This is a genomic window from Rhodococcus sp. G6(2025) (assembly GCF_058628105.1).
The window spans coordinates 711,857-724,870 of the sequence record NZ_CP179751.1 but is presented as its reverse complement, the minus strand read 5'-3'; the positions used below and the strand labels follow the sequence as shown (position 1 = coordinate 724,870).

Here is a 13,014-nt window from a genome sequence, read left to right as displayed (position 1 = left end):
TGATACTGATCAATCGAGTATGGAGGTGTGACCGTTTGGAATCACACCTCCATACTCAGTCCGTCCGGCGCCGGAGTCAGGCCGCCGACGGATGTCTGTCACCAGAACACGACCGCGATTCGGATGTCGGCCTTATCGCGGCGGTGCTGGTGTCCCCGCCGCCGCCCGCATGTCGGCGGGGTGCGTCACGCGGTGGTCGGTTCCACCTCCGTAAGCAGTTCGTCGTTGTGCTCGCCGAGCTGGGGCGCGGAGTCGGTGCGCGGCTCCTCGTAGGTGTCGGTCAGGAACGGTGTCCGGATCATCCGACGGCGACCGGCATGCGGATCGTCGATCTCGAGGAACATGCGACGCGCGTCGAGGTGTGGGCACTGGTAGAGCTCGTCGATGGTCTGGGTTTCTCCAGCGGGAAGCCCATGCGCGGCGAAGTGCTCGACGATCTCGCGGCGGGTACGGGACCGTGTCCACCGTTCGGCTTCGGGGCGGATCACCGATGCGAAGTTCTCGGCCCGGTGAATGACCGAGTCCAGCAGCGGATGCTCGAGCAGGTCGGGCCGCTCGATTGCCACACACAGCCGCCGCCACATCTCATGGGTGGGCAGAATCAGTGCAACATAACCGTCCTCGGCTTCGAGGGCCCCGAGTGGAGAATAACGATCCACCCCGCGCACTCGATGCTCGCCCGTGAAATCCCACAGCATGAGTTCGCGTTCGAGCAGGGACGCCACCGAGTCGTACATGCTCTGATCGACGAACGCACCCGTACCGGACTGGTGACGTCCCTCAAGAGCGGCGAGCACGCTGACGGTGGCCTGCACCGCAGTGAAGACGTCCGCGAAACCGGTCACCGTCGGCAACGGCGGGCCCCCCGGTTCTCCGGTCACCGCCATCAGCCCACCAATCGCCTGGATTGCGGTGTCGAAGGCCGGCCGTTCGGCGAATACACCCCGATGTGTCGACAACCTCCCGTATCCGCTGATGGCGCAGTAGATCAGGCGTGGATTGATCTCCTTGAGCGCGTCGTATCCCACTCCCATGCGGTCGACTGCCCCGGGGCGAAGGTTCTCTACGACGACGTCGGCGGTCGCCGCCAAAGCCAGGTACCGTGCTCGGTCACTCTCCGCGCTCAAGTCCAGGGTGACGGACTTCTTGTTGCGGTTGTAGCTCAGGAACCCGCCGCTCATGGACCCGGTCTCGGTCTGCTCGAGCGGATCATAGATTCTGCGCGGATCGCCGCCGTCGGGCCGCTCGATCTTGATGACCTCCGCACCCAGGTCGGCCAGCATCATCGCACAGTAGGGGGCGGCGATGTACTGGCCCATCTCGAGCACACGAATGCCGTCGAGGGGCCTCACGTCAGATTCCTTCGGTTCCGTGCGGGACGAGCATCGGCTTGATGTCCTCCTGCGCCCGCATCCGCGTCAGCGCCTCGGTGGCCTGGTCGAGGCGGTACCGGTTCGGGACCAGTGCACCGAAGTCGTACTTGCCGTGCGTGTTCTTCATGAATTCGAGAGCCTTGCGGTACTCGGCGATGTGTCCGGACCAGGTCCCCATGATGGTCAGCTGCTGTCGGGTGATGAAGCCTGGCCGGACCGGGACTTCCTTGCCGGGGCCGTCGATCTGGCCGGTGACCATGTAGCGGCCGCCTTCCTTGATCATTCCCAAGCCTTCCGGGAATGCGGTGCGTGCGCCGGAGAACTCGAACACCACTTCGGCGCCGTGGCCGCCAAGCAGGTCGCGGACCGCGGCGATCCGGTCTTCGGGTTCGGGATGTTCGGCGACGGAGACGAGGTCGGTGGCGCCGTATTGCTTGGCGATGGCCAGGCGGTTGTCGGGAGCGCCGATGGTGATGATTCGCCCGGCGCCGAGGTGATCGGCGAGGGCGGTCGCGAACAGACCGAGCGGGCCGGCGCCCTGGATGACAACGGTTTCCCACGGGTTCATCTTGCCGATGCGCTCGAAGGAGTGCACGACTGTTCGCAATGCGCAGCTGGCCGCTGATGCCCAGGAGGTTTCCACTTCGTCCGGCACGCGCACGCGTCCCGAGTTGGGGAAGACGTAGGCGTATTCGGCGAACCCGCCGACCAGATAGGGGGGTCGCTCGCAGTTGGTGAACATGTAGTACTGGCGGTTGGTGCACAGGGTGGGCTGGTTGTCGAACCGGCAGTGGTCACACTGGTTGCATGAGGCGTGGGTGAAGCAGATGCGATCGCCGACCTCGAGCGGTGTACCGAAGGTGTCTCGCTCGGCCCCATCGCCGAATGCGATTACCTTGCCGACCATTTCGTGTCCGGGGATGACTGGCAGATCCAGGGCCTGGCTGCCGCCAAGGGAGCCATCCCACAGGTGCAGGTCTGATCCGCAGACCGTCGCGGCTTCGACCCGGACCAGGAGTGCGCCCGGTTCGAGTGTTTGCGGCACGGGAATTTCGCGGATCTCGAGCGGCTCGCTGTGCTTGGTGAGCACCGCCGCCTGGCTGGTCTTGGGGATGTCGAAGGTGGTAGTCATCAGTTTGTGCTCCTTGTGCGCTCAGCCGAGTTTGAAGGGGTCGCGGCTTTCGCCGGTGAGTTCGACCCAGATGGATTTGGTCTGCAGGTAGGCGTCGAGGCCTTCGATGCCGTTTTCGCGGCCGATGCCGCTCTGCCCGAAGCCGCCGTAGGGCACGTTGTTGGCGAGCACGCGGTAGGAGTTGACCCAGATCGTGCCGGCGTTGAGGCGGTGTGCGACGCGGTGTGCGCGTTGGACGTCTTTGGTCCACACCGCCGCGGCGAGTCCGTAGGTCGTGTCGTTGCCGAGCTGGACCGCCTCCTCTTCCGAGGTGAAGGTGATGACCGACAGCACCGGTCCGAAGATTTCTTCCCGTGCCACGCGCATCGAATTGTCGACGCCGCTGAGGATCGTGGGCTGGAAGAAGTACCCGTCGGCCAGGTCGGCGTCCTGTGGACGCTTGCCGCCGCACACCACCGTGGCGCCTTCGCTGACACCCAGGTCGACGTAAAAGCGGACCTTCTCGAGTTGCTCGGCGAAAGCGATGGGGCCCATCTCGGTTTCGATGTCGAGCGGATCGCCCATCTTGATCTGGGGTGCGCGCTGGGCGAGCCGTTCGACGACGGCGTCGCGGATGGATTCGTGGACCAGCAACCGACTTCCTGCGATGCAGGTCTGGCCGGTGGCGGCGAAGATTCCGGCCATCACCCCGTTGACGGCCGCATCGATGTCCGCGTCCGGGAAGATGATGTTCGGGGACTTGCCGCCGAGCTCGAGGGTGACCTCCGCGATGTGGTCGGCGGCGCTCTTCATGACCGCGATTCCGGTGGCAGTCGATCCGGTGAAGGTGACCTTGTCCACGCCGGGTTCGGCGGTCAGCGCGGCTCCTGTGTCTCCGGCGCCGGTGACGACGTTGAACACTCCCGGCGGGAAACCGGCTTCATCAACGAGTTTGGCGAACTCGAGGGTCGAGGACGGCGTCTGCTCCGCCGGCTTGGCGACAAATGTGCAACCGGCGGCCAAGGCGGGCGCGAGCTTGCTTGCCAAAAGGAACAGTGGGCTGTTCCAGGGCAGGATTGCGGCGACCACGCCGATCGGCTCGCGGCGGGTGTAGGTGAAGAAGTTCGTCTGGGGTGCGGAGATGGTGTCACCGAAAATCTTGTCGGCAGCGCCGGCGAAGAATTCGTAGGTCGCCGGTAGCCCGGCCATCTGACCGCGGGTCTCGCGAATGACCTTGCCGTTGTCGGTGGTCTCGATGCGCGCGAGATCGTCTGCGTGGGGCTCGATCAGCGCCGCCAGCCTGCGGATCAGGACACCTCGCTGCGCCGCGGACATCGATCCCCACGGCCCGGACAGCGCCCGCCGCGCGGCGTCGACAGCCTTCTTCACGTCGGCCGATCCCGCGAGTGGCGCAGTGGCCCAAGCCTGCCCGTTGTATGGGTTGATGGTCTCGAAAACCTCACCGGAGATCGCATCGACCCAATTGCCGTCGATGTACATCTGTCGGTGTTGGAGTTCGCTGTTTCGCCTTTCGGCGATGGCGACGACGTTCTCGGTCATTGTGCTCTTTCTCGTTTCACGGCCGGACCGAGTGCCCGGCACTGTCACATGGGAGGGCGGTGGCGGGCTTCGATGTACCGCGCACGTTAAGCGGGTGAGGGAATGGCGCCCTCACGTTCCGACGGAGATTCCCGCCAATGTCGCCCGGATCAACGGGTCGACGGAAGACGCCTGCGGCAGTGTGGCCACGCTGTCAATCAGGGTCTCCAATTCCTCTGTGGACAGCGGGGTCTCGGATGCGAGGCGTTCGGCATTGCGCACGACGCCGTCCATGTCCCACGACAGCATCGCGTCGGAGTCCTCGATGGCGTCGTGGACCGTGGTCCCGTCGACCAGCACCGTGGTTGCGTGTGCGGTTTTCGCTGGGCGTCCCGGCTCGGCGACGAGGTCGATCTTGCCGATGAGGTCGAGTACCTGGGGATCGGTGAAGTGTTGCAGCAGGTCGTAGCTGATGTCGCCGTGGATGAGACCGGTCGCGAAGGCGAATCTGGCGCTCATCAGTGTCTGTGAGGTACGGGTGAAGGGCCCCCGCGAGGGCATGCCCGGATAGGTGGCTTCGCGTTCGTTCATCCGCAGCCGGATCGACGCGACCTCGTCGGCGCGGAGACCGGACTCGCGCAGCCGCACTGCGAGCATGGCCGGTGCCTGATTGAACGCACACACCGGGTACGGCTTGAATGTTACTGCGAGTGTGTTCCAGGACCGCCCGAGCTCGCGGGCGAGTGATTCCGTAGCCTCCCGCGATCGCGAGAAGCAGTCGAGGAATCCCGCTTCGGCCTCGAACGCCGTCCGGGACCCCGTGACCCCGGTTTCGGCGAGTTGCGCCGCCATCAGCCCGCTCGTCGCCGCGATCCCCGACTGGAAGTGCCACTCGTCGGTTCCCGCACCGAACGATTCGGACGTGCCACCCGAGATCGATGCGGCGATCGCCAGTGCGGAGGTCATACGTTCGCCGCTCAGCCCGCGGATCCGTCCGACGGCAGCTACGGCAGCCACCGGCCCGAACACCGCCGTCGCGCGAAAGGGCGGGGTGGTCAGGTCCGTGAGCGGCTCCGACAGGGCAATGCCCACCTCGTAACCCGCGACAACCGCCGCCAACAGAGTGCGGCCGTCGACAGCGCTGGACTCTGCGGCCGCCAGGGCGGCGGGTATGACGCTTACACCTGGATGGAACGTGCCGTGTGTGTCTTCCTGCGCCCGGGCATGCAGATGCACTCCGTTGATGAAGGCCGCCGTCGAGGCCGGATGCCACTGCCCGGTCACCAGCGAGCGGGCGTACCCCTCGTTGTTCGGCGGCGAGCTCACACCAGGGCTGGCCTGCTCGGCCTGTCGCCCGAAGCCGGCGGCCGAGCCGGCCATTCCCACCGCCAAGGCGTGGAGGAGGCACCCTGTGGCCCGCTCGATGACCGGTAGTGGAAGCGCATCGACCTCCAGACCCGCGGCGAAGACGCCGAGTCGTTCGGCGATCGTGCTGCCAGCCATGCGCACATCCTTTCCATGATTCGTGGACACGTCAGTTGCGGTTGCTGCGGGAGGGGCCCGCGGACGCGGATCCAATCACCGCCGTCGCAAAAATTTGTCCGTATGACTTGAAACACTATTGTGAACCCTCGCATCTGTCAATCGCGATGCGAATCGAACCCAACCCTCCCCGTTCCGCTTATGACCTAGACTCCATTTACAGTAAATAACCAGGCAAAAGCATTTCATTCGTCTAGTTTTCATGCTGGAACCGGCCCGCAACCTACGAGGGGTTGACGCACGCACCAACCCTGACTAACTTCAAGTCATCCGTACAACTGTGGCCCACTTCACTGCGAGCTGCCAGGCGGAGGATCATGGGCGCGCCGAAACACCGATCAGATTCCCGCAGGACCAAATTCACGTCGTGGCGAAAGAAGTCCACGACGCTTCCCGAGGAGACCTCGATGACGAACCCACCCCCTGTATCGCCGTTACCCCCCACGATTGCGGGAGATGCACCGACGACTGATGCGCTGACCTCATCGGGGACCCTGGCACCCAAGGTCTCCCGACGCGTCGCCATCGCCGCGGGCATCGGCCACTTCCTCGAGTGGTTCGACTTCGCGGTGTACGGATTTCTGGCCGCGACCATCGGGACGCTGTTCTTTCCGTCCGGCAACGCCACTACGTCGCTGTTGGCCTCCCTCGCCGTTTTCGGCGTCGCGTTCCTCTTTCGTCCGCTCGGGGGGCTGCTGATCGGAGCTTTCGGCGATCGCGCCGGTCGCCGCGCGGCGCTCTCACTCGCAATCGTCGTCATGGGTATCTGCACCATCGGCATCGGCATCCTGCCGACCTACGCCACGATCGGCCTTGCCGCTCCCGCCCTTCTGGTGCTCCTTCGGTGCGCCCAAGGATTCTCCGCGGGTGGCGAGTACGCCGGCGCAGCTGCCTTCCTCGTCGAATATGCACCGGCCCGCCGACGCGGGCTTTGGAGCAGTGTGGTCTCCGCCGGCGCCGGCATCGGGGTCATGGCCGGGGGTGCAGTGACCTTGCTGCTGACCACCCTGCTGTCCGACGACCAGATGACGACCTGGGGTTGGCGCGTCCCCTTCCTCGTCGCCGGCCCGCTGGCCGTCCTCGGCCTCTACGTCCGGCTCCGGCTCGAGGACACTCCCGTATTCCAGGAGCTCCAGCGCGCTCACGAGGTCGAGCACGCCCCCCTGCGCAACGCCGGCAAGCACAGCCGATCCGGAATCCTCCTGGTGTTCGTCTGCACCGCGGTGACCGGCCTCGGCTTCTACTACCTTGCAACCTTCGTGGTCACCTTCCTCACTGTCGAGGTCCACATGACCAAGACCGCCGCCCTCGAACTCGCGGTGCTCGGGTTGCTCATCTACTCGCTCATGTGCCCCGTGGCAGGGATGATCGGCGACCGCATCGGCCGCCGACGCACAATGCTGCTCGGCGCCGGTGGCATTGCTCTGACCGCGGTCCCCTGCTTCGTTCTGCTCTCGACCGGCACCTGGTACCTCGCCCTGATCGGCCTGGTGATTTTCGCGGCCTTCGAGGCCCTGGCCAATGTCATGCTCGGCGTTCTCATGGTCGAGCTCTTCCCGGCCCGACTGCGGGTGACGGGTAGCTCGATCGGCTTCAACGTCGCGCAGGCCCTCATCGGCGGGCCCGGCCCGTTCATCGCCACCGCCATCGCAGCTGCCGCAGCGCTCATCGTCGCCCCCGCTCTCTACCTGGTCGCGATTGCAGCGCTGTCGTTCGTGCTTCTGCTGCGGTATCTGCCCGAGACCAGCGGGGTGTCGCTGTTCAGCGAGGAAGCACCCTCCGCGAGGAAATGACAGACAGGCCAGATTGTGGAGACGCATTCGTATCTCAGGCGTCCCGCGTACCGGCTCGTCGCCGAACAACTTCGGCGGCGAGCCGAACGCGGTGAGTACGCCGTGGGTGACAAGCTGCCCACCGAAGACCAACTTCGGCAGAGTTTCGGCGTCAGCAGACACACGATCCGCCAAGCGATCAGTCACCTGGTCGAGGAGGGCATGGTGCACCGCGTCCAGGGCAGCGGCACGTACTTGATTGGGCACGAAACGAACTCAGGTCGCTACCAGCGTGCAATCGGATCGCTCGACGAAATCATGAGCTGGCCCGGCACCACCACCCGGTTACTCGAGCCTTTCCGACGGGGAGTGAGCGAGCCCGCGATCGCCCGCCACCTCGGTGCGGATATCTCAGACATCCGCTGCGCACTCGTCCAACGCTGCTACAACCATGCGCCTTTCGCCTTGACCCGGCACTACATGGTTTCTTCATTGGCGGACAACGTGATCGAGCGGGGACTGTGGGAGACCGACAGCACGATCATTCAATCGGCAGAGCGACTACTACCCGAGAGCATCGTCTCCGCAACTCAGAATATCCACGCCACCCAAGCCGAAGAGGCGGAGAGCCAACTGATCGGATGCTCGGCGGGAGACGCCGTCTTGCTCATCGAGCGGCTCTACCACGACGCCGGGGGGCGGCCGGTCGAGTTCACCACCTCGCGACTCAATCCCCGCCGCTACAGCTACCGGATGGACCTGCGCCGGAGCCGCTGATGCGGGCCCACGATCCGTGCCCGGTGTGCTACTGGGCCACCAGGAAGCGAAAGGCGCGACCATCACACGGTTCACCCATCAGGAACGCACGAAGGAGGCGGTGTGGGCCTACAGCCGAACACCGACATCGGTCCGATCAACGTAGTCTGGGATCGATATGCCCCGTCCGGACGAGTAATCGTCATCCTCACCGCTGCGGCCATCACCGCGGTCGGACAGATGTACTCGGTACTGGCGCTACTTCCGCAGATGGCCGCTACCTTCGGTGTCGACCCTGCGCACGTGACGGCAACCTCCACTGTGTTCGGCGTCGCCTATGCTCTCGGCTTCCTCGCCGCGGGGCCGCTGGCGTCGCGGTTCGGGCCGCATACCGTGATGACGGTCGGCCTGTTCTCCGCCGCGGTCACCACACTGCTGGCAGCGCTGCCGTCCACGCTCCTTCTGGAGTTGATCGCTCGCGCGGGGCAGGGCTGCGCAGCCGCCGCCTTCGCCCCGGCCGCGTTCACGTATATCGCCGAGAGCATCGATCCGCGCCACCGCCTACTCGCTTTGAGCTGCTTGACCAGCGGTTTTCTCGCCGCTGCGGCGGTCGTTCCCGTCGCCGCGCAGATGATCGCCGCTGCAGCCGGCTGGCGCGCGGTCTTTGTGGTCGGCGCAGGCGCGCTCGTGGTGGCAACCGTGGCAGTTGCTGCGTTGGTTCCGAGGGCGCTGCCCAGGGACCACCCCGGTGGTACGCGGCTTTTCGGAGTCCTGGTGACGATTCTGGGCAGGTGGCGGTTGGTCGCGCTGTTTGGTGCTGCAGCCACTTTCCTCGGGGCGTATGTCAGCGTCTTCACCACCATCTCGCTGGTGGGGCCGCCTTCAATTGCCGGAAATCCCGAGGCCCTGCAGGTGCTGCGATTGGCCACCGTGCCGGCGCTGCTCGTCATTCCATTTCTGGGTCGGGTGCTGAGGCGGTGCCGACCGGCCCACCGGGGCGCGGCGGCAATGGGTGTGGCGGCGATGTCTGCGGGCGGATCGGTTCTGTCAGGTTCCCTGGTTGCCTTGTCGATCACGGTGCTGGTGCTCGTGGCGGCCATCGCCATTACGGCGTCGGCCATCGTCGAATCACTTCTGGCGCAAGCACATCCGGAGGAAACGGGCGGCGCGACGGCACTGTACGGATCCTTTACCTTCCTCGGTGCCAGCGCCGGTCCGGCACTCGCTTCGGGGGTCAGCCCGTGGGGATTTGGCATCGGCATGCTTACGGCGGCCATCTGGCTCGCCATCGGGGCGGGCCTGATCCTCTTCTCTACCGCGGGAACCGTGGCCCGACGGTCAGTTCAACACGACACCGACGATGCGGTGTCACCCCTGCGGTAAGGGGTCTCACGTCAGGCCGGCATCAGCCGCGAGCGCCGCCAACAAGAAGTCGCGGGGCACGTCCGACGATTGCGGCGGATGAGTTGGTGGATGGTCGGTGTCGACGATGTGTTGGAGGGTGTCCATGACGTGTTCGCCCCCGTCGGCGAGGAACCGCACCAACCCGGCCTGCGAGCAGCGGGCTATCACCTCGGTGAGCACCTCTCCGGCCTCTTCGCTGCGGCCGGATGCGGCGAGGCAGCCGGCCAGCAGTCGGCGGGCCCGCAGCGCGGCCCGGTGGCGTTCGCTGTCCGCGAGGCGCTCTACCCACTCTCTGGCCCACTGGCATGCGAGGTCGGTATTCGCCGGGGATCCGGTTCGCACCAATCCCCGGATTGCCGCCTCCTCCCGGTACTGCGCGATCGCCTCGTCGAGACCGGACACTTGCTCGGCGCGTTCGGCATAGGTGAGGTCCTCAGGTTGTGCATCTGCGGACGGCAGGACGAGATCCAGGCGCGCCGCTTCGTTGACGATGGCGCTGTGGAGCCTCGGCAGCTGCATCTGCATCTGCATGGAGAATCGTGCGCCCTCGTCCAGCCGTTGAACCGCCGCCGAACGGTCACCGCGAATCGCTTTGATTCGGGCTCCCACCACGTACCGGGTGATCTTCAAGTCGACGGCCCCCGCGTGTGGCCCGAGGTCGAATCCGTCGTCGAGCAGTCGCTCGGCCTCGACGATCTGACCCTTCTCGTACAGAACTTCACCGAGCAGGCCCCCGGCCAGCCGAGCTGTGTACGACCGACGTCCATCCACTTGCTGAGCGATCTTCATCGCGGTTCGGAAACTCGATTCCGCCAAGCTCACGTCGAGTTGCTCGAAGGCGGCTATACCCACCCAACAGTGTCCGTGCACCGAGTTGTACGGCCCGTTGTTCCGCTGGTGATACGTTGCGGCCCATTGCTGAAGGGCATAGGCGGCGCGATAGTCCGCTTGGCAGATTGCGGCGAACGTCGCGACGTTCGCCGCGACGGATACGACCCACGGCCTGAGGTCATCGGGTCGATCGAGACACGGACGCACCAAGTCGTCGATGCGAAAGGCGCGGTCGGCGCGCAATTCCACGACTGCTCTGACCACCGACGCTTCGGCGGCCAGCGCGGGGGTGTCCGGGTCGCTGCGGTGGGTGAGCGCGGTATCGACGCGGTCGAGTGCCTGCAGAGCCGGGTCGGGGTTGTAGAGCAGGATGTTCGACCAGGCGGCGGCGAGCTGCAGCCGCGGATTCGATACCGCGCTGTCGATCGGCAGCTTGTCGACGAGTCCACGCAACGTCGACATCTGCGAATGCTCGAGCAGATACGTCCCGTCGCGTTCGATCAGTTCCACCGCACCGGTCGTATCGCCGGCACGCAGTGCGTGATCGACCGCTTCGCTGAGGAAGTGGTGCTCGGCGAACCAGGTGGAGGCGGAGCGATGCAACTGCGCCGATCGTCCGGGAAAGTCGGTGTCGAGGCGGCCGCGTAGGAATTCGGCGAACATGTGGTGGTAGCGGAACCAGTGTCCTTCGTCGTCGACTCGGCGCAGGAACAGGTCGCGTTCTTCGATCAGCTCGAGCATCGCCTGGCCGCGTCGCACGTCGGTCAGGGTGGAGGCGAGGTCGGCGCAGATGCGGTCGGGAATGGCGGTGGCCAGCAGAAATGCGCGTGTGTCCGTGTCGATGGAGTCGAGGACGTTCTCGGCGAGGAAATCTCCGATCGCTTGGTGGCGGCCCGAGAGGTGTTCGATGAAACCGGCGGGGTCCGCGGACGAGCGCAGAGATAGCGACGCCAGCTGGATGGCGGCGGCCCACCCGTCGGTCGACCTCGCCAGGTTGGCGATGTCACTTGTCGCCAGGTCCACTCCCGATGTTTCGGTGAGGAAGGTGCGTGTTTCTTCTTCGTCGAATCGCAGTACTGCCGAATCGATCTCGACCAGTTCGTCGAGAACGCGCATTCGGCTCATCGGCAGTCCTGTTTTGCTGCGACTGGTCACGATGACCTGGATGTGGTGGCACCCGTTGTCCAGTAGGTACGTCAGCGTCGCCACACTCGAGGGATCCGAGACCCGATGCCAGTCGTCGACGACGAGGGCCAGGTGTTGGTCCTGACCGTGCAGTGTGTTGATCAGCGTTGTCAGCACGTGCGGGCATGCGTGGTCACCGTGTGCTTCGAAGGTGTCCCGCAAGTCGGTCGCCACGGCCGGCAATGCGGTGGTGACGGCTTCGATGAGATGCGCGAGGAACCACAGCGGATTGTTGTCGTCTCGGTCGACGGTCAACCATGCGGTGGCGATGCCCTCGTCGGCGAGCTGACGGAGCCACTGTGCCGCCGTGGTGCTTTTTCCGTAGCCGGTGGGTGCGTGAATCACGGCCAGGCGCCGCCGTCGATCGGTGTGGAGAGCCTGCATCAGGCGGGCACGGGGGACCAGGGTGCGGCTCGGTGGTGGTCGGAATCTGGTGGCGGGCGTGGGAGGTGCCGAATACCGACCGGAGGGTGTCGGCGTCCGCGAGTGCGGTGACGGGGATTGGAAACCGGATGCTGATGAATGGTGTTCCGGGTCGGCGCTCAATTCTGGCGCGATCCCCTCGGGTGCGCTGCTCTCGGAGTTGTGGTGGACGCGGCGTAACTGGTCCGCAAATTCGGCTGCCGCGCGGGGACGGTTGCCGCGATCGCGGTCCATGGCATGCTCGATCGCAGTGCAGAGTTCCTCGGGGATGTCTCCCCGCACGTCACGTAGCAAGGGACCGGTCGGATTTGTGATGCGCCGGAACTGAGCGATCAGAGGCTCACCGCTGCGCCGTTCGAAGGCCGCGTGTCCGGTGAGCGCGCTGAACAGGGTCGCTCCGAGGCTATAGATGTCGCCGGCTGGGCTGGGGGGATGCCCGAGCAGCACGTCGGGGTCGGTGTAGGCGGGTGATCCGGTCACGACACCGGCCGTGGTCTCGAATCCGCCGGTGATGCGGGCGATGCCGAAATCTGTCAGCTGCGGCTCTCCGAAGGTGTCGATCAAGATGTTCGCGGGTTTGATGTCTCGGTGCAGGATGGATTGCTGGTGGGCGGCCTCGAGCGCGTCGGCCACCTTGATCCCGAGGTGCAGGACACGGGTCCAGGAAATCGGACCCGACTCGATCAGTGCCTGGAGGGAGCCCGGCTCGTGGTAGTGCATGACGATGTACGGTTGGCCGGCGCCCGTCGTTCCGACGCGATAAATCGTGACTATGTTGGGGTGCCCGGACAGGCGTCCCATTGCTTTTTGCTCACGGAGAAAGCGGGCCACACCTTCCGAGTCGTGATAGGTGGTGAGCACCTTGACCGCGACGACGCGATCGAGAGTCCGCTCTTCGCAGCGGTACACCACCCCGAAGCCGCCCCGTCCGATCTCGATGGCGCACTCGAATCCCTCCGCCGCCAGCTCCGTGGCGATGTCTGGAGTCTGGTCGCGCTGTGTTGCCCCCGGATCGGTCTCGGCCATCTATCACCTCGGACCGGCATCTGGTGCCTTGAATCGGCTCATCACCCACCTC

The 13,014-nt window shown here is 65.3% G+C and carries 8 protein-coding genes; 3 read left to right on the top strand and 5 right to left on the bottom strand.

Annotated features, from left to right (window positions below):
• Window positions 1-185: 185 nt before the first annotated feature.
• From ACLIVD_RS40305 to ACLIVD_RS40290, 4 genes are all read right to left on the bottom strand, one after another.
• Window positions 186-1,352 (bottom strand): CaiB/BaiF CoA transferase family protein, encoded by a 1,167-nt coding sequence (locus ACLIVD_RS40305; RefSeq protein ID WP_054714295.1) that lies wholly within the window; start codon window positions 1,350-1,352, stop codon window positions 186-188.
• Window position 1,353: 1 nt separating this feature from the next.
• On the bottom strand, window positions 1,354-2,505 hold the full coding sequence (locus ACLIVD_RS40300; protein WP_054714297.1) for a zinc-binding dehydrogenase: 1,152 nt from the start codon (window positions 2,503-2,505) through the stop codon (window positions 1,354-1,356).
• A gap of 21 nt (window positions 2,506-2,526) precedes the next feature.
• Window positions 2,527-4,044, bottom strand: coding sequence for an aldehyde dehydrogenase (locus ACLIVD_RS40295; protein WP_132476524.1), 1,518 nt, complete (start codon window positions 4,042-4,044; stop codon window positions 2,527-2,529).
• Between the two features lie 111 nt (window positions 4,045-4,155).
• On the bottom strand, window positions 4,156-5,526 hold the full coding sequence (locus ACLIVD_RS40290; RefSeq protein ID WP_491933489.1) for an MmgE/PrpD family protein: 1,371 nt from the start codon (window positions 5,524-5,526) through the stop codon (window positions 4,156-4,158).
• Between the two features lie 446 nt (window positions 5,527-5,972).
• On the opposite strand from ACLIVD_RS40290, the gene ACLIVD_RS40285 reads away from it, so the two are divergent.
• The 3 genes from ACLIVD_RS40285 (at window position 5,973) to ACLIVD_RS40275 (ending at window position 9,476) form a co-directional block, all read left to right on the top strand.
• Window positions 5,973-7,358 carry an MFS transporter gene (locus ACLIVD_RS40285; RefSeq protein WP_491933488.1) on the top strand — a complete coding sequence of 462 codons (1,386 nt, stop codon included), beginning with the start codon at window positions 5,973-5,975 and terminating at the stop codon, window positions 7,356-7,358.
• A 15-nt stretch (window positions 7,359-7,373) separates the two neighbouring features.
• Window positions 7,374-8,114 (top strand): GntR family transcriptional regulator, encoded by a 741-nt coding sequence (locus tag ACLIVD_RS40280; RefSeq protein WP_491933487.1) that lies wholly within the window; start codon window positions 7,374-7,376, stop codon window positions 8,112-8,114.
• A 102-nt stretch (window positions 8,115-8,216) separates the two neighbouring features.
• A complete protein-coding gene (locus ACLIVD_RS40275) occupies window positions 8,217-9,476 on the top strand; it encodes an MFS transporter (RefSeq protein ID WP_491933486.1) in 1,260 nt (419 codons plus the stop codon).
• A gap of 6 nt (window positions 9,477-9,482) precedes the next feature.
• Here ACLIVD_RS40275 and ACLIVD_RS40270 read toward each other — a convergent pair whose 3' ends face one another.
• Window positions 9,483-12,962 carry a protein kinase domain-containing protein gene (locus tag ACLIVD_RS40270; protein ID WP_491933485.1) on the bottom strand — a complete coding sequence of 1,160 codons (3,480 nt, stop codon included), beginning with the start codon at window positions 12,960-12,962 and terminating at the stop codon, window positions 9,483-9,485.
• Window positions 12,963-13,014: the final 52 nt, after the last annotated feature.